This is a genomic window from Stenotrophomonas rhizophila, from assembly GCF_001704155.1.
Taxonomy (GTDB): Bacteria; Pseudomonadota; Gammaproteobacteria; order Xanthomonadales; family Xanthomonadaceae; genus Stenotrophomonas; species Stenotrophomonas rhizophila_A.
This window is the reverse complement of sequence record NZ_CP016294.1, coordinates 1692960-1711292: the sequence shown is the minus strand read 5'-3', so window position 1 is coordinate 1711292 and position 18333 is coordinate 1692960. Positions and strand designations below refer to the sequence as shown.

Sequence of the window (18333 nt, the reverse complement as noted above, 5' to 3'; positions counted from 1 at the left end):
TCAGCCCTTGGCCGTGACGGGCGCGGCGCCGGCCGCCGGCGCGGCGCCGGCGCGCGGTGCCGCGTTCATGACGCCGGGGCGGCCGTCCAGTGCGTCCAGCAGGGCCGAGGCCTCCATTTCCATCTCGATCACGTAACCGCCGATGCGGCCCTTGAAGTAGCGATGGAACATCAATGCCGGGATGGCCACGATCATGCCGGTGGCGGTGCACACCAGCGCCTTGCCGATGCCGCCGGCCAGCTGGTTCACATCGCCCACGCCGTGGTCGAGGATGCCCAGGAACATCTGGATCATGCCCACCACGGTGCCAAGCAGGCCCAGCAGCGGGCCCGCCGATGCGATGGTGCCCAGCGCGTTCAGGAACCGCTCCATGCGATGCACCAGATGCCGGCCGGCATCTTCGATGCGCTCGCGGATCTGGTCGCGCGGGCGGTTGCGCGCTTCCAGCGCCACGGCCAGCAGCGCGCCCAGCGGCGAGTTGGCCCGCAGCGACTGGATGTGATTCGGATCGAGCTTGCCGCGCGCGGCCCAGTTGCGCACTTCCTGGCCCAGCCCCGGGGGCAGGACCTCGTTACGCCGCAAGGTCCAGAAACGCTCCAGGACGATTGCCAAAGCCAGTACGCCCAACAGCAGCAGCGGCACCATCGGCCAGCCACCGGCCTTGACCAGTTCCCACACGTTTCAACCCTCCGGCCCATTGGCCGCCTGTATGACCGCCGATAGGATAGCAGCCGACCGCGTCCGCTCCGCGGCATCCCACCAACGGCGTTCGAAAAGACGCTGTTCCCGCACCTGCAATCCCTCCTGGCCCAGCCACAGGCGCAGCGCGCCGCTGTCGGCGGTGTTCAGCACTTCGGCAGGGACCGCCTGCCAGCGCTGCACGACGTCCCGGCGCGGGTGCCCGAACCGGTTGCCATGCCCGGCCGAGACGATGGCCAGGCGGGGCGACACCGCCTGCACCCAGTCGGCGCCGGACGAGCCGGCGCTGCCGTGGTGCGCCACCAGCACCGCGTCGGCGCGCAGCGCGGCCGGTACCGTGGCAACCAGCATGGCCTCCTCGCGCTGGCCGATGTCGCCCGTCAACAGCACCACGCCATGCGCGGTCTGGATGCGCAGCACGCAGCTGCTGGCGTTGCCTGCGTAGTCCATGCCCGGCGGCGGATGCAGGACGGTGAAGTCCACCCCGTCCCAGCGCCAGGCGTCGCCGCTGCTGCAGGGCAGTTGGATGGCGGGCACCGCACCCGACGGCGCCTGCAGCGGTGGCTCGCGAAAGGCGCGGCGCACCGCCGGCATGCCACCGGCGTGGTCGCGGTCGCCATGGCTGATCAGCAGCCGGTCCAGCCCAGCCTCGCCCAGCGCGTGGAGGGTCGGCACCACCACCCGTTCGCCGGCGTCGAATCCCCCTTCCGCAGCGGGGCCGGCGTCATACAGCAGGCGGTGGTGGCGGGTGCGCACCCACACAGCCAGGCCCTGCCCCACGTCCATCACCAGCAGCTCGACCTCGCCGGGGCCGGGACGATCGCGGGCCGGCCACAGCAGGGGCAGGCACAGCAGCAGCGCCGGCAGGCGCATCCCGGCGGCGCGCGGCAGCAACAGCCAGAACACCCCGAGAACGGCGACCGGAACCGCCGCGACGCCCGCCTGCGGCGCCCACCACAACGCCCACGGCTGGCGCGCAAGCGCCCCGAACAGCCACCAGCTCGCGTCGAAGCAGGCGGCCGCCCAGCGCCACGGCCAGCGCCCCGCCCCGTCGATCAGGGCTTCAAGCCCGGTGCCAAGCAACGCCAACGGCACCACCACCAGGCTCCACCAGGGAATGGCCAGCAGGTTGACCAACGGCCCCGCCCGCGAGGCCTGCCCGAACAGCGCCACGGTGAGCGGCAACAGCGCCAGGGTGGCCACGCCCTGTGCGGCCAGGAAGGTGCGCAGCCAGTGCACCCCGTGCCCCGGCAGGCACCACACCAGCCACAGCACCCCGGCGAAGCTGAGCCAGAAGCCCGGGGCCAGCACCGACAATGGATCCACCAGCAGCACCGCCAGCGCCGCCAGCGCCAACGCCTGGCCAACGGTGGCCGGTCGTCGCACGCAGCGGGCGGCGGCGACCACCGCGATCATCAGCACCGTGCGCACCGTGGGCAGCGCGAAGCCGGCCACGGCCGCATACAGCGCGGCACCGGCGACGGCCGCCAGCGCGGCCGCCAATGGCCGTGGCCAATAGCGTCCCAGCGCAGCAACCGCTCGCCAGGCCAGCCCCGCCAGCCACGCCGCGAACCCGGCCACCAGCCCGACGTGAAACCCGGAGATCGCCACCAGGTGGGTCAGGCCGAGCGCGCGCAGATCATCCCAGTCGCCCTGCCCCAACCTGCGGGTATCGCCCAGCGCCAGCGCCTGGATGAAACGTGCGCCGGCGCCCGGCACGTGTCCGGCGATGGCATCGGCCATGCGCTCGCGCCACGCCGGCAATCCGGTCGGGTCGCCCAAGGCCATCGCTGGCGCGCGCACGTGTCCGGTACCGCTCAAGCGCTGCAGCAGCGCATGCCGCTCGGCGTCGAAGCCACCCGGGTTGCGCAATCCACGCGGTGGGCGCAGCCGCGCGTGGAGCTGCCAGCGTGCGCCGGCGCGAAGCGAGCAGCGCAGCGCCGGTTCGGCTGCAGGCGCGCGCGCAGGCGTTTTTGCCGCAGTGACGTCATACCAGGCCAGCGCAAGCTCGCGGCCGCGCAGGTGCGCGGGCATCGTCGCATCGTCATCCACGCGGAACCGGAAGCGGGTGCTGCGTGATCCATGTTGCGGCAGCTCCACCACCCGGCCGCGCAAAACGTGGTCCGCAGGCGCGGCAGCCGCGGGCAACTGCAGGGCCAGGCCGGCATGGGCGTGCAGGGTGACCCAGCCGATCCCGGCCAGCACTGCGCCGCACCACCGTGCACGCGGCACCGCACACCAGACCCCTGCACCGCACAGCAGCGCGCACCACGCAGGCATCCGGGGCAACAGCACCGGCGCGAACACCACACCGCACACACCGGCCAGCAGTGCGACCGCACATGCCTTGCCGAACAGGGGCAACGGCGTTGGAAACGAACGGGAGAAGACGTCCGACAGGAACGACATGCAGGCCACCACGCGCTGGAGCCTGCATCCTTGGCCTGCAGCAACGATGTCGCCATCAGGTGGGTGCGGAACGCGGTGTGGGAAAGCGCCGCTGTCACGGAACCCACAACGCAAAAAAGCCGACCTGATGGCCGGCTTTTCTGTTGTTCCACCGCAGTCACTGGGACTGGAGTGGTGGGCGGTACAGGGTTCGAACCTGTGACCCCTACCATGTCAAGGTAGTGCTCTACCGCTGAGCTAACCGCCCGTTTGTCTCGCTGCGCCGCTGCAATTGCGTCGGTGCAGGCCGCGTATATTACGGACGTCGGGTGTGAAGAGCAACACTTTTGTGAAGGTATTTCACAACGCGTTGTTCAGCCCAGGCTGGCCTCCTTCAGCTGGCGGATCTGGTCGCGCACGCGCGCTGCATCTTCGAACTCCAGGTCGCGGGCGTGCTGGTACATCTGCTGCTCCAGCGCCTGCAGCCGCTTGGCGATCTGGGCCGGTTCCAGGGTGCGGTAATCCACCGCCTCCTCGGCCACCCGGCCACCGCGTCCCTTGCCTTTGCCCCGCGCTTCTTTTTCGGCCGCTTCGGAGCGCGCACCTTCCAGCACATCCACGATCGGGCGCAGCACCGACTTGGGCACGATGCCATGCGCTTCGTTGTACTCCACCTGCTTGGCACGACGGCGGTCGGTTTCGTCGATCGCCGCCTGCATCGAACGGGTGATCTTGTCCGCGTACAGGATCGCCTTGCCGCGCAGGTTGCGTGCGGCACGGCCGATGGTCTGGATCAGCGAGCCGGTCGAGCGCAGGAAGCCCTCCTTGTCCGCGTCGAGGATCGCCACCAGCGATACCTCCGGCATGTCCAGGCCTTCGCGCAGCAGGTTGATGCCGACCAGCACGTCGAACTTGCCAAGGCGCAGGTCGCGGATGATCTCCACGCGTTCCACCGTATCGATGTCCGAATGCAGGTAGCGCACCCGGATGCCGTGTTCGGTGAGGTACTCGGTGAGGTTCTCGGCCATGCGCTTGGTCAGCGTGGTGACCAGCACGCGGTCGCCGAGCTTGATGCGCTCGTTGACCTCGCTCATCAGGTCGTCAACCTGGGTGCCCACCGGGCGGATCTCCACCACCGGGTCGATCAGGCCGGTCGGGCGCACCACCAGTTCGGTGATTTCATCGGCGGCTTCGCGCAGCTCGTACGGGCCCGGCGTAGCGGATACGTAGATGCTGCGCGGGCAGCGCGCTTCCCACTCTTCGAAGCGCAGCGGGCGGTTGTCCAGCGCCGAGGGCAGCCGGAAGCCGAATTCGACCAGGGTTTCCTTGCGCGAGCGGTCGCCCTTGTACATCGCGCCGATCTGCGGAATGGTCACGTGCGATTCGTCGATGACCAGCAGCGCATCGGGCGGCAGGTAGTCGAACAGGGTCGGCGGCGGCTCGCCGGCGGCCTTGCCGGTGAGGTGCCGCGAATAGTTTTCGATGCCGTTGCAGAAGCCGACCTCGGCCATCATTTCCAGGTCGAACTGGGTGCGCTGCGCCAGGCGCTGCGCTTCCACCAGCTTGTTCTGTTCGTACAGCTGCTCCAGCCGCACCTTCAGCTCGGCCTTGATCGTATCCACCGCCGACAGCACCCGCTCGCGCGTGGTGGCGTAATGGGTCTTGGGGTATACGGTGTAGCGCTGCAGGCGGCGCAGGCTTTCACCGGTGAGCGGATCGAACATGCTGATCTGCTCCACTTCGCCATCGAACAGTTCGATGCGCACCGCTTCGCTGTCCGATTCCGCGGGGAATATGTCGATGACCTCGCCGCGCACGCGGAACGTGCCGCGGTGCAGCTCGTACTCATTGCGGGTGTACTGCAGCTGGGTGAGATGGTTGATCAGGTCGCGCTGGTCGATGCGTTCGCCGGTGGACAGGATCAAGCGCAGCGACAGGTAGTCCTCCGGCGCACCCAGTCCATAGATTGCCGACACAGTGGCCACCACGATCGCATCCGGGCGCGACAGCAGGGTCTTGGTCGCCGCAAGCCGCATCTGCTCGATGTGCTCGTTGATCGAACTGTCCTTCTCGATGAAGGTGTCCGATGACGGCACGTAGGCTTCGGGCTGGTAGTAGTCGTAATAGCTGACGAAGTACTCCACCGCGTTGTGCGGGAAGAACGCCTTGAATTCGCCGTACAGCTGCGCGGCCAGGGTCTTGTTCGGGGCCATCACCAAGGTGGGCTTCTGCACCTGCTGGATGACATTGGCAATGGTGTAGGTCTTGCCCGAGCCGGTCACGCCCAGCAGGGTCTGCTTGGCGATGCCGGCTTCGAAATTGGCCGTCAGCTTCTCGATCGCGGCCGGCTGGTCGCCCGCCGGGGAGTACGGAGATACAAGTTCGAAGCGATCGCTCATGGTGCCGCCATAGACCGGGCCTTCCATTATAGCGGGGGGTTGGGTGACGGCCGGCTGAGGGGGCAGCCTACCGTGAAGCTTGCCTTTGACCGATGGTCCGCCTGCTCCGGACAGGGCACGGTGATGCCTTGTCTCCGGTATCCCCCATGCACCGCCCTCGCCCCTTCCCCCGGCCCCGGGGGTTCACCCTGCTGGAACTGACGGTGACCCTGCTCATCCTGGCGGTGCTCTGCGCGCTGGCCCTGCCCTCGCTGAGCGCCAGCGTCAGCCGGATGCGCGCCGACATGCTGCGCATGCAGCTCGTCTCGGTGTTCAACACTGCGCGCAGCACCGCGATCACCCGCGCCGCGCCGGTGGCCGTCTGCCCGAGCGAAGACGGCATGCACTGCGGGGACGACTGGAGCCGGGGATGGCTGATCCACCTGGACCGTGGATCGGAATCGGGGACGGCCCCGCCCTCGCCGACGGATGTCCTGCAGTACCGCCCCGGGTACCGGGATGCCTCGGTGGTGGCGCGGTCCAGCCAGAATCGCCCGCGCCTGCGCCTCCAGCCCGACGGGCGCAGTGGCGGCAGCCCGCTCACGGTGGCCATCTGTGCCGGAGGGCAGCTGCACGGCGAGGTGGTCGTGAACAACGTGGGCCGCACCCGTGCCGCACGCAGGCCGGGCACCGTGGACTGCCCGCACTGAGCGGCCGGGTCTACCTCTACACCAGCCACCGAAACGACAAAAGCCGCGATTGCTCGCGGCTTCTGCAGAAACTGGCGCCCGAAGTTGGACTCGAACCAACGACCCCCTGATTAACAGTCAAGTGCTCTAACCGGCTGAGCTATTCGGGCGGGGACGCGAATTCTAGACGTTCACTCGTGGCGTTGCAACCGCCGGCGGCCATTTACCAGCAATCCAGCGCGCTGGTGTTGGCCGGGGTCTTCACCCCCGCCTGGTTCACCGAGATGGTGCCGCACGGGTCTTTTGCCTGGTCACCCTGCGGAACTGCCGTAATGGTAAACGCGTTGGCATTGGCCGACGCAAAGGTCACCTGGTACATCGGCTTGCTGCCATCGCGTGGCGAGGCGATGGTAGTGCCGCTGTTTTCCACGAACTTGAAGTTCGTGTAGCTGTTGTTGAGCGTGTGCTGGCGCTCGGCGCGCTGTGCGTACTCCACCAGCTCCGCCTTGGCCGCGGCGCGCTTGGACTTGCGCACCTGGGCGGTATAGGAGGGATAGGCGATGGAGGCGAGCACGGCGATCACCGCGACGACGATCATCAGCTCGATGAGGGTGAAGCCCATCACCTCGCGTGGCCCACGCCCGTTCATGGAAGAAAGCTTGCTCACTTGATCTGTCTCCACGATTGACGACCACACGGATAAGGAATGTACAGCGTGTCGGTTCCGAACTGGATACCGCCCATACAGACGCTGGACGGAACGTTCGGCGGCGGGATTGCGCCTCCGCCTCCCCCAAGTGCAGGCGGCGACTGGCGCGGCAATGCAAACGCATTTGCGTTGGTGATGGGCGACCCAGTCTTGGACGTGCTCTTGAAGCCCGCGGTTCCAACGGCGAAGGCGGTGCCGGTCGGCGAACCCAAGGTCGCGCGGCCCAGCGCCCCTGCACCGGTCAGCGGCTGCAGCCCAAACAGCCAGTTCTCGCCGGGAACCGCGCAGCTGGTGCTGGCGTTGGTCGGGTCACGCGGAACGTACGTTGGCATGTAGACAATACCGTTGGACAGCGACGGATTGGCTACGAAGCGCTCGCGGTATGCCAGATCGATGAACCAGCCGCGCGAGCCGGTCGGCGGCGTGCCTGCGGTCAGCGTTCGTTGCGAGCCCGAGAAGTTGGCTGTGTAGCCAGACAGGTTTGCTCGGGAAAGTCCGGTCCCGATCGGACCATTGACCGTATCGTTCACGGCATACAGCGTCTGCAGCGAGCTGTCCCTCGGATCGTCCTCGAACGAGAAGCTCCCCGTCCCGAAATACAGCATGACACCGCCGCTGTTACCGGCGCCGGCAGTAATTCCGCCGGTGATCGGCTGGCGTATCCGCACCCCGGATTCCGTGGAAGGCAGCGTGGTGAACAACGGCACGCTCAGATTGCCGGTGCTGCGCAGATCAAATTTCCACACGGCACCCTTCTGGTCCGTACCATACACCGTATCCGAGTAGCCGTCCCGGGTGCGCTTCTGCTGGTTGGTGTCGCCCCAGCGGTCAACCACCACGATACTGGCCAGCCCGTTGCTGCCAGAGGGCACGTCCGTCCCAGCTTCCACCGCCTCGATCATCCGCGCCTTGCCGTCCTCGATATTGACGACGAAGAGCACGGCCTTTCCGCTGGCACTGTTGAACCCGTTGCCGAAAATCGCCTTCCAGGTGGCCTGTCCACCCTCCAACACCGGAACGATCACCGGCTTGCCCAGCACGAACCCGATATTGTCGCGGACGTCCTTGGGCAGCGTTGTATCCAGGTCGCTGATTTCCCAGCGCTTGCTGTTGGCATCGAACGCAGTACCGTGGGTGACATCGAGACCGAACACGCTGCGCCCGCCTGCGCCCGACGCCCCCACCAGCGTGGTATGCCAAGCGGAGTTGTAATACGTATCTCCCACGGCGATTTGACCGTCAACATAGTACTTGTGCTTGAACTTCTGCCCCACCTTCGAGGTGGCATCGTAGGGCACGAGCAGGTTGGCCATATGCCCGAGCGAAGTGCTCGGAATATAGGCAAACGCTTCGGTTCCGCCTCCGGCGACGACGCTGCCGTCCCCCTTCATGCCACCATTGAAAGCGTGCAGCATGCCGTCATTGGCACCTGCGTACACCATGTACTGGGCCTTCGCGCTCTTGTCGTCCAGGAAGTTCTGGTACGAGGTTTCGAGGGTGCCGCCGAAGCGGCGATAACCAAAGTCGTCGATGGGCGAGGTAATCACGGGGGTGGAGTTGATGATGTCGCCAAGCCGCGTCGTACGGTCGCGCAGGCGACCCCCATTGCGCTTTTCGCCTGAGGTATCGCCGCGCAGGTAGGCCACCGCGCCGGCGTCAGTTACGCTGGTGCGGGCCACGACGTCGTCGCAGACCAACATACCGGGATTCTGGGCGGTCTTGCTGCACAGATCCGCGAGCGTGACGGTTGCGGTAGAGAAATCATGCGTCTGGCCGCTGCGCGTAAAGAAGATCCGCCGCGACGCAGCCGACGGCAGCCTTGCGCTTGCCTCCCAGAAATCGGACTGCACCAACGCACGCGTGGTGGGGTCGACCGACAGCCGCACGGCGGTCAGCGTGCTGGACCAGTCCGTCCCTTCATTCTTGATGTCATAAGACGATCCGGCAGTAATCGAGCCAACCCCGATGCGCGCACCGCTCGCACCCGTGCCGCTGGCCGGCGCGCCGCCGGAACCCACTGCCTGCAGCACGCGGGCCATGGCTGCGGTGATGTCCACTGGGGTGCGGGCGTTGATGTACTCGCCACGGGTATTCACGGCAGCGTGCCAGATATCGTCAACCGTGCTGCGCTCGTCGTCCTCGCGAGGCGGCCAGTTACCGTAGATCGATGCGTCCTTGTAAGGATCCTGCTTGAGGTTGGAATTGAACAGATTACCGCGCGCGCCCAGCGTCACACCATAGAAATTCAGGTGAAGATTGGTCTGGCAATCCAGGCTCTTGTCACCATTTCCGCACGCCTCTGGTACCGGCACCATCCCGGACGGCAGGTCCGGCCGCAATGGCGGCTGGGCGCCATTGTTGTTGTAGAAGCGGGTCACGATGTCCGCCATGGTGTTGGAGTACGAGTCACTGAACGGCGTGCCCATGTTCTGGTCGTTGTTGCCAACGGTGGGACCACCGCCGTTGCTGAAACCGTCGGTGAACAGCATCACCGCGTTCTTCTGGCAGGAGTTGGTGATGGGTGCGCCGTCGTCGGTGCGGGTAAACTGCAGGGCCGCCGCGTTTACCGCCTGGCGATTCGGCGTGCCACCGCTTGCCGTCAGCGAGAGCATGTCCGCGTACAGGGCCGCCTTCTCGTCAGCGTTTCCCATGGAACGCATGGCCAAGCGCTTGTTGGTGGCGGTTCCACTGTCGTAACTGCCGTTCTGGTTGATGCGGAAATAGCCCACCTTCAGCTCTTCCACGCCTTTCATCGAGCGTGTCATGCCCGCGATCATCGCGCGGTTGCGGTTGCCGTAGTAGGTAAACCAGTTCGCGAAATTCCGCGACGCCGCAGTATCGCCGGCCAGCGTGTATTTCCACATCGTGCAATTGGTGCCGCAAGCATTGAATACCTTTTCGCGGGTGGCCCCTGCGTACGCATCAACGACGCCGGGCAGCTGCGGGCGGGGCTCGCCATCTGCCGTAAAGGGTACGAAGAACGTGGCGGGCACGTACTCGATGGCGATATTCGCCTCACCCCTGTTCGATGGCCAGGTGTAATCCGTGTTGTACTGGTAATTGGTGTTGTTGTATCGGAACCGCGTGTTTGCAGGAATCACCATGCCCGTCTGCATGCGGAAACTGTCGTTGGCGGCCGTGCTGTAATAGTTGGCAACCAGATTCACGGTAGCGGTGCCGCCATTGGGCTGGGGATTGATCAGCGCCGCCGTGGGGGAACTCGGGAGGTAATCCTCCAGGCCCGACTTCGCCCAGGGCTCGTACGTTACCGTCGGGTCGTAGTAGCTGGGGTTATAGGCAGCAGACCGGGCAAAACCGAGCGAATTGATCGGCGGAATGCCATAGTAGTTATTGATGCGCGGACCCGGCACGACGAAAAAGTAATCGCAGTTGCCGGACGTGTACAACTGCCCGTTGGCGTCGAAGAAGCTCTGGCGGGTGGTATTCCAGCACCCCTCGCCATCGCGGCCCGGGAACTGGGTCTGGAAGTTCATGGAGCCGGAGTCGTCCACTGCCATGATGAACGACGCCGGTGCCGACGTCTTGCTGGCCAGTGGCTCCTGCGCCAGGACCCCTTTGCCCTGTGCCGCGATCAGCGAGTAGCCGACGATTGCCAGGCCGATTGCTGCTACCGTCGAACCGGCAGCCGTCCACTTGAATCTGCGCGAAGCCATGACCGCGTCCTCAGAGCTTGAAAATGGTATCGATCACCGTCCACGACGACGGGTTCGCCGTGTTGTCAGTGGAGTACGCGGTGATCTGGAACGATGCGGAATCGTCATCGTTGGGCTGTCCTTCGTCCAGCGGATTGCCGCCGGGTCCGCCGCATTTGTCGATGCGCCGGACATTGACAGCGGGCAACGCGGGGACCGGCTTCTGGCGGGCCCACGCGACCGGGTCAAACCCGTCCTCACAATTTATCGAAATCGACGTCGCGCTGATCAGGCTTCCGTCCGGCAGCGCCGTGCGGTCCGTGATGGCTTCTGCCGCGCGCTCAGTGTTGCGCAACACCCCCTCCGTCGCCTGGAACGAGCGACTGGAAGCACGATAGTTCGATGCCATTTTTTCCTGCATGCCGGCCACCTGCATGCCGGCCACGCCGATCAGGGCAAGCAGCAGCAGCATGATCAGCGCGACGTACAGCACCGCGCCACGTTGACTGCGTGGGATGGGACGAGGAAAGTGCGATGGACGATTCATGATCAGTTCCCGAACAGGCGGTTGCGCAGGGCAATGCTGACTTCATAGGCAGTGCGATATCGGCCATCGGTCGCGGCGGACTGGTCATAGGTCATGCCGAGCACGCCCAGACGGGCCGCCGCATCGGTCGGCCGGGAGTTGGCGTTGCTATCGATACGATTGGCGCTCCGCGCAACCAGGCCGACCTGGACCATGCCAACGCGACGCCATTGCCCGGCGCCCGTGGCGTTGGCATCCGTGGTGACCCCCGAGGCCACGTTCTGCACAGCCATATTGCCGACCGGTGGTGTTGCCGCAGCGATAACTGGCGTCGCATCCAACCCATACATCAGCTGCAGGTTTTCGATACCTTCCACCAGCTCTTCGTTGATCGCATACACACCCGCCGAGTTCGCGCGTGCGCGACGCAGACCAGGGCCGTTCGTACCCTCGCCTATGTAGTACACCATTGATTCCGCGCGATACACCACCGTCGGTTCCGGCTGCGGGGCGTAACGGGTGAAGTCCACCGTGCCGCCGGTGATCTTCCCTGCGGTGATGCTGCCCGCAAAGACGTCGGCCGTCTCGCAGTTGGCGATGCCAAACAGTGTTGGTATCGCCACGCCGCTCTCGGTAAGGCGATTCAACGCGCCGGCGTCTACCGTCAACTCCTGACCGTTGATTCCGAGGACCGGCACGCCTTCCGGGGCCAGGAAGCGCAGCACCAGTACGTCGCTGCCGGCTACTGGCGCGGGGTTGAGACCGGTGATGGAGACTGGCATGCCGGCCGGAATCGCGCCTGCCCCTACCGACAGCGTGTTGGTGGGGCCGGTGTTGCCGGCTTCATAACCCTGGATTGCCACGCTGAAATCCAGCGGACTGCCACTTCCCGTACCGGCAGCAAGGTTGTTCTTCAGCGCCGATGTCCCTTTGATGAAGTGCGCCTGGTCGTTGACGCAGCCCGTGTGGCCCGCCATGCGGATGTCGCGCTCAAGATAATCCAACGCGAACCGGCCGTTCTCCTGGGCGCGGGCCACGCCCTCGGACAGCCGTGACGCCGCATGGGAAGCAATGAATATCTGGGTAATCCCCAACATCAGGATCAAGCCGATCACCAGGGAGATCATCAGCTCGACCAGGGACAGACCAGTCTGGCGGGTACGGAACATGTGCGGCCCTTTCATAGCTGGGTCTGGATGGCGAAGGTGGTGGCGGCGTCCGGTGCGGTTCTGCTCCAGCGTTCGTCCGCCCAGCTGATCGAGATGTTCGCGACACCGTTGTTCACGGTGACCGTGGCCGATGCGTTGTCGCCCAGCGCCTTGACCACCTGGCACTGCCAGCGCGTGATGTTCTGTTCGAGGGTCACAGCGCCGATGTCGCGTGCGCAGACGCCGGCCGCAGTCTTGCTGCCGGAGGCGAAGCTGGCATTGGCGTACCAGGCCGACTGGAACCGATTGCTCCGCATCTGCTCGGAGAGGTCATACGCGAGGTTGGTGGCCTGGGTGCGGTAATTCGCACTCTGCACGTAGCGTACGCTCATGGTCTGCAGCAGTGCGAACCCAAGCAGGCCGAAGGCGAGAACCACTACCGCCACCAGTACTTCCAACAGGCTGAAGCCGCGCTGGTGGCCGCGCGGTCGGTAGGGTTTTCGGATCACTGGCATGCTCCCTTGACTGCGGTGACCTGGCCAGAGGCATTGATGGTCAGCGTGCTCTGCAGCGGCTGGTTACCGCAGTTGGTTGGACGCAGCTTCACCGTCTGATCGGCCCCGGCACGACGACGGCCGCGCGCATCAAATGCAATCGGCGCCGGCGGACCAGTCACGGTCAAGGCACTATTGAACGCCGTATACCGCAAGACCGTTTCGCTGCTGCTGAAAGCGCCGTCACCATCGCTGTCGCTGAACACCATCATCCCGGCCCCCCACTGACCATTGCAGGTCGTGCCATTGCTGCTGCCGCACACCACCCCACCCTGGTTGTTGCGGATCGCGTCGTTGCGCGCGAGGTTGACCATCCCGATCAGCTCGTTGTGGGCGGTCGCTACCCGGCTGGAGCGGATCAGGCTCTGGAAACTAGGAAACGCGATCGCGGCCACCACTCCGATCACCACAAGAGTGATCATCAGTTCGACCAGCGTGAAGCCCTTGGACAGGCGTGCAGACATGGGACGCTCCCCAGCGTGATGACAGGAACAATGGACGCCCTGCCGCCCAGCGGCAAGCGACAGCAGGACGAACGGTCGCCCGGAGGCGACGGGCGTCAAACCGTTGACACCCGTACGGTTGGGCGGGGCGGCGCGGGCTCCCGACCCGGCCACCCCGCTTTCTCAGGCCAGCACCCGATAGCAGGGCTGGTATACGCCCGAGATCTTCATCCGGCGCTGTTCGACGAAGGCGCGCAGGAGTTCATCCAGGGCCTGCATCATGTCGGCGTCGCCGTGGATCTCGAACGGACCGAACTGCTCGATCCGGCGCATACCGTCCTCCTTCACGTTGCCGGCCACGATGCCGGAGAACGCGCGGCGCAGGTCGGCCGCCAGTGCATGCGGCGGGCGCCCGTGGTGCAGGTCCAGCGCCGCCATGGCCTCGTGGGTCGGCACGAACGGCTGCTGGTACTCCCACGGGATCTCGATGGACCAGTTGAAGAAGAACGAATCCTTCTGCACCAGGCGATGCTCGCGCACGCGCTTGATGCCGGCCGACATCTGCCGGGCCACCGCGACCGGGTCGCCGATGATGATCTGGTAACGCTCGGCCGCGGCATCGCCCAGGGTCAGGCGGATGAAGCGGTCGATCTGCTCGAAGTACGGCGCGGCCACGGTCGGGCCGGTCAGGATCAGCGGGAACGGCAGGTCCTTGTTTTCTTCGCGCAGCAGGATGCCGAGCAGGTACAGGATCTCCTCGGCGGTACCCACGCCGCCGGCGAACACGATGATGCCGTGGCCGATGCGCACGAACGCTTCGAGACGCTTCTCGATGTCCGGCATGATCACCAGATGGTTCACGATCGGGTTCGGCGATTCGGCGGCGATGATGCCCGGCTCGGTCAGGCCGATGTAGCGCGTGGTGTGCTTGCGCTGCTTGGCATGGGCGATGGTGGCGCCCTTCATCGGGCCCTTCATCGCGCCCGGGCCGCAGCCGGTGCAGATGTCCAGGCCGCGCAGGCCCAGCTCGTAGCCGACCTGCTTGGTGTACAGGTACTCATCGCGGCCGATCGAATGGCCGCCCCAGCACACCACCAGGTTCGGGTCGCCCGGGTTGAGGATGCGCGCGTTGCGCAGCAGCCCGAACACCGCGTTGGTGATGCCTTCCGACGACTCCAGCTCGGCCGCGTAGGCCGGGCCCATTTCGATGGCCATGTAGGCCAGGTCGCGCACGACCGCGAACAGCAGCTCGGCCACGCCGCGGATGATCTCGCCGTCCACGAACGCCATCGCCGGTGCATTGACCAGGTCGATGCGCACGCCGCGGTCCTGCTGGGCGACCTGGATGTCGAAATCGGGGTACAGATCGCGCGCGGCGCGCGGATCATCGGAGGCACTGCCACTGGTCAGCACGGCCAGCGCGCAGCGGCGCAGCAGCTCGTGCATGCCACCGCCGGATGCATCGCGCAGGCGCGCCACTTCTGCGCGCGACAGCACATCCAGCCCACCGCGCGGGTAGATCCGCGCGTCCTGCACCGGCAGCGTGCGCGCCGGCTTTTCGGTGATCGTCATTTCCATTCTTTTCGCTTCCTCAAGGTTGCCGACTGTACCGCTGCCCCCTTAAAAAGCAAAACGGCCGGGAAACCCGACCGTTGGAGCGTTTCGACCCCGGCGACGCCTCGGGGGCTGCCGTACGTGCGCGATTTTCGCGCAACCGGACGAGCATACGCTCATCCGCCAACGCAGACAAGCGCCCTCGCCTTCCTCGATACCGCACACAGCAGAACGGCCGGGTTTCCCCGGCCGTTCTGTTTACCTTGCCACTAGCTCAGTTCATCAGAACTGGTAGCGGAAGCCCAGCTGCACCGACCACTGCGAGACACCGACGTCGAAGCCGTCCGCGTCATTGTTGGCCACCGCCGGCTCGTCCGCGCCGCGGAAGTTGTACACGTACTTGCCGTCCTTGATGCCCTGCAGGGTGGCCACACGCGCATCGGCGAAGAAGCCGTAGTCGTAGATGTTGCCCCAGTCCTTGTTGATCATGTTGCCGATGTTCTGGACGTCCAGCCAGATCTCCGACTTGTGACCCTTCATGAAGCCCGGCAGTTCCTGGCTGATGCGCAGGTCGAAGGTGTTGATCCAGCCGGTACGGAACTGATTGGCCGGGGCCGCCTGGCCGGCGTACTTGGCCAGCTGCGGGTTGTTCTTCAGCCACTCGAAGAACGATGCCTCCATGGCCGGATCGGCAGTGAACTGGCCACTCTGGGTCAGGTTGCCGAACAGCACGTCGCCCGGGCCCGTCGGCACGTAGAACAGGTCGTTCGCGGTGCGGCTGTCGCCGTTGGCGTCGTTCACGTAGACGTAGCTGTACGGACGGCCGCTGCGACCTTCGTAGACCAGGCCGACGCGGGTTTCGTAGTCGCCGAAGAACTTGTGCTTCCAGTTCAGCGCACCCGACAGGCGGTCGCGGATCTGGTAGCGCGAGGTGTTCTCGATCTCGTCATTGGCGTTGAAGGCGTACTGGTAGCCCCAACCCGAGCTGGCGGTGGAGCTGGTCAGCGTGCCGACTTCGGTGGCATCGGTGTAGGTGTAGCCCAGGTTCCAGGACCAGTCGCTGGCGGCATCCCACGGCTTGGCCAGCGAGACGGTGAACTGCGAGGTGCGGCCCTTGTCGGTGTTGGCGATTTCGTACACCGCGTCGTAGGCCTGATTGCGGCCTGCGCGTGCGTTGCCGGTGGCCCAGGCATTGCCGGTGCTGCCGCGGGAGTAATACATGTCACGGCCGTCCGGACCCTGATACTGCACCGGACCCAGGTTCAGGTTCTTGTAGTACAGGGCATCCTTGACCTTGGTGACCAGCAGCTCGGCCGAGGCCACGATGCCGTACCACGGGGTTTCGTGGTCGAAGGCCAGGTTGGCCTTGTACACCGACGGCATGTTGAAGTCGCTGCCGACGAAGTTGACGTTCTGGCGGTTCGAGCCCGGCGTGGTCGGGACCGGCTGGCTGTCCTTGCTCGGGTTGAACGGCAGCGCCGGGTTGTAGCCGCTGGTGTAGGCGTAAACCGAATTATTGAAGCCGGTCGCCGAGTAGCTGTTGCTCAGCCACACCTGCGGGGCGTCACCCTGGAACAGGCCCACGCCGCCGCGCAGCTGGGTCTGGCGATCGGTGTCGAAGGTGTAGTTGAAGCCGACGCGCGGCTGGATCAGGAACTTGTTGCTCAGCACTTCGCTGTTGTCCAGGCCGAAGAACTGCGACGCTGCGGCGTTGTAAGCCGGGGCCGGGCTGGTGTCGGCGCGGTCGGCACGCACGCCCATGGTCAGGGTCAGGTTGTTGTTGACGTACCAGGTGTCCTGCACGAACAGGGCCAGGTTGCTGAACTTGTAGTCCGCCGGAATCGAACCCGGGGTGCGTTCCGGATTGTAGTTGTAGCTGCTCCAGCGGCCGGCAGCGAAGTTGTCCAGGCCGTAGAAGGTGTACGCGCCCCACGAGTTGGCGCCGAAGTAGTTGTAGATGTCGTTGGTGTCGTACGACGCGCCGAACTTGACGTCGTGGTCACCCAGGGTCCAGGTAGCGGCGGCGTAGTAGTTCCACGCCTTGGTCTCCAGGATGTTGTCCTGCGAGTTGACTTCGGTACCGAGGTACAGCGAGTCGCCGGACGGCGAGGCTTCGTTGCCCTGGAAGAAGATGCGGATGCTCGGCGCGTCGGTCGAGACATTACGGATCGCCGAGTACTCGCGATACGAGGCCTTCAGCTCGGTCGAGAAGTTCGGGGACCAGTCGCTGAACAGCTGGGCGACGTAGCTCTCGTTGGTCTTGTCGTGCTGGTACCAGTACGAGCTCAGCGAGGCCGAGCTGGTGGTCATGCCGTTGATGCGCAGCTTGCTCTGGTCGATCTTGCTGTAACGGATGTTGGCACGGTGGTTGTCGCTGATGTTCCAGTCCAGCTTCAGCGCGTACTCTTCCATCTCCGTATCGCCATTGCTTTCCAGGCCACCGGCGGCAATGCCGTAGCCTTCAGCAATCTGCTGCGCACGGGTCACGTCGGCCAGGGTGAACTGCGGGTTGGCCTTGCCCAGCGCGGTGCCGCTCAGGTCGGCGCCCGGGGCGGCCTGCTTGAACTTTTCGTAGTTGGCGAAGAAGAACAGCTTGTCCTTCACGATCGGGCCGCCCACGGTCATGCCGTAGGTTTCTTCCTTGGTGAAGCCGTTGAACTTCTGGCCTTCCGGGTTGTCACCGAACCAGTCGCCGTCACGGTAGGTGCCGTAGACCGAGCCGTGGAAATCGTTGGTACCGGACTTGGTCACCGCGTTGACGGTGGCACCGGCGGCGGCAGCGATGCTGACGTCGTAGTTGGACAGGTTGATGTCCAGTGCTTCGATGGCTTCCATCGCGACCGGCTGGCGACGGGTCGGCATGTTGTTGCCTTCCAGGCCGAAGGTGTCGCTGGCGGACACGCCGTCGATGTTGATCGAGTTGAAGCGCGGGTTCTGGCCACCGGCCGAGATCGAGCCCGAGGCGCGGTCGATGAAGGTCACGCGCGGGTCAAGACGCATCAGGTCCTGGATGTTGCCGCCGATCGACGGGGCCGTCTCGATCTGCTGCTGGCTGATGTTGGTGCCCGAGCCCATCTTGGTCGAGCTGAACACTTCCGAGCCACCGGCCACGGCCACGACCTGCACGGCGTCCAGGTTGGTCGCCGCAACGTCGCCGGTCAGGGCAGCGTTGACGGTACCGGTCTGGTTCACGCCCAGGTACACGCCTTCTTCGGTCTTGGTGCCTTCACCGGGCTTGTTGATGGTGATGGTGTACGGACCACCCACACGCAGGCCGCGCGCGTTGTATCGACCCGCTGCATCGGTCGTGGCGCGGCTGACCGTGCCCGACTCGGTGTGCGTGATGGTGACTTCGGCGCCAGCAACAGGCTGGCCAGCGGCAGACGTTACCTGGCCGCCGACACCGGCAGAGGTGCTCTGGGCGAAGGCGGGGGCGGCAGCAAGTACTGCCATGAGGCCAAGGGTGAGCTTGGACATCCGGAGACAGCGTGGGTCGATCATTGGGAGTAGCCTCGATGCGAGTTGGCGATGGCGGAAAAAAAAGCGCGCCCAAGCAGCCATTCAGCGGCTGTCTGGACTTTTATCTGGGTTC

The 18333-nt window shown here is 65.3% G+C and carries 12 protein-coding genes and 2 tRNA genes; 1 reads left to right on the top strand and 13 read right to left on the bottom strand.

Annotated elements, in window-relative coordinates; genetic code table 11:
* From BAY15_RS07710 to uvrB, 4 genes are all read right to left on the bottom strand, one after another.
* Positions 1 to 678 carry a MotA/TolQ/ExbB proton channel family protein gene (locus tag BAY15_RS07710; RefSeq protein ID WP_068850740.1) on the bottom strand — a complete coding sequence of 226 codons (678 nt, stop codon included), beginning with the start codon at positions 676 to 678 and terminating at the stop codon, positions 1 to 3.
* A 3-nt stretch (positions 679 to 681) separates the two neighbouring features.
* Positions 682 to 3108, bottom strand: a complete 2427-nt coding sequence (locus tag BAY15_RS07705; protein ID WP_068850737.1) for a DNA internalization-related competence protein ComEC/Rec2 — start codon at positions 3106 to 3108, stop codon at positions 682 to 684.
* 172 nt (positions 3109 to 3280) lie between these two features.
* A tRNA-Val gene (locus BAY15_RS07700) sits at positions 3281 to 3355 on the bottom strand.
* A 106-nt stretch (positions 3356 to 3461) separates the two neighbouring features.
* Positions 3462 to 5486, bottom strand: coding sequence for an excinuclease ABC subunit UvrB (gene uvrB / locus BAY15_RS07695; protein ID WP_068854624.1), 2025 nt, complete (start codon positions 5484 to 5486; stop codon positions 3462 to 3464).
* Positions 5487 to 5632: 146 nt separating this feature from the next.
* Here uvrB and BAY15_RS07690 point away from each other — a divergent pair, with 146 nt between their 5' ends.
* A complete protein-coding gene (locus BAY15_RS07690; protein WP_068850734.1) occupies positions 5633 to 6175 on the top strand; it encodes a GspH/FimT family pseudopilin in 543 nt (180 codons plus the stop codon).
* A gap of 72 nt (positions 6176 to 6247) precedes the next feature.
* Here BAY15_RS07690 and BAY15_RS07685 read toward each other — a convergent pair.
* From BAY15_RS07685 to BAY15_RS07645, 9 genes are all read right to left on the bottom strand, one after another.
* Positions 6248 to 6324 (bottom strand) — tRNA-Asn (locus tag BAY15_RS07685).
* Positions 6325 to 6377: 53 nt separating this feature from the next.
* The gene (locus tag BAY15_RS07680; protein ID WP_068850731.1) at positions 6378 to 6803 is read right to left on the bottom strand and encodes a type IV pilin protein; all 426 of its coding nucleotides are present in this window, start codon (positions 6801 to 6803) and stop codon (positions 6378 to 6380) included.
* Between the two features lie 14 nt (positions 6804 to 6817).
* Entirely contained in the window at positions 6818 to 10537 is a 3720-nt protein-coding gene (locus BAY15_RS07675; protein WP_068850728.1) for a pilus assembly protein, read from the bottom strand.
* A 10-nt stretch (positions 10538 to 10547) separates the two neighbouring features.
* On the bottom strand, positions 10548 to 11063 hold the full coding sequence (locus BAY15_RS07670) for a pilus assembly PilX family protein (RefSeq protein WP_068850725.1): 516 nt from the start codon (positions 11061 to 11063) through the stop codon (positions 10548 to 10550).
* Positions 11064 to 11065: 2 nt separating this feature from the next.
* Positions 11066 to 12211, bottom strand: coding sequence for a PilW family protein (locus tag BAY15_RS07665; RefSeq protein ID WP_068850722.1), 1146 nt, complete (start codon positions 12209 to 12211; stop codon positions 11066 to 11068).
* An 11-nt stretch (positions 12212 to 12222) separates the two neighbouring features.
* Positions 12223 to 12705 (bottom strand): type IV pilus modification protein PilV, encoded by a 483-nt coding sequence (gene pilV, locus BAY15_RS07660; protein ID WP_068850719.1) that lies wholly within the window; start codon positions 12703 to 12705, stop codon positions 12223 to 12225.
* A complete protein-coding gene (locus BAY15_RS07655) occupies positions 12696 to 13208 on the bottom strand; it encodes a GspH/FimT family pseudopilin (protein ID WP_068850716.1) in 513 nt (170 codons plus the stop codon). The genes pilV and BAY15_RS07655 overlap by 10 nt, the downstream gene beginning before the upstream one ends.
* Before the next feature lie 162 nt (positions 13209 to 13370).
* On the bottom strand, positions 13371 to 14759 hold the full coding sequence (ppnN, locus tag BAY15_RS07650; protein WP_068850713.1) for a nucleotide 5'-monophosphate nucleosidase PpnN: 1389 nt from the start codon (positions 14757 to 14759) through the stop codon (positions 13371 to 13373).
* A 264-nt stretch (positions 14760 to 15023) separates the two neighbouring features.
* On the bottom strand, positions 15024 to 18218 hold the full coding sequence (locus tag BAY15_RS07645) for a TonB-dependent receptor (protein ID WP_068850709.1): 3195 nt from the start codon (positions 18216 to 18218) through the stop codon (positions 15024 to 15026).
* Positions 18219 to 18333 lie beyond the last annotated feature (115 nt).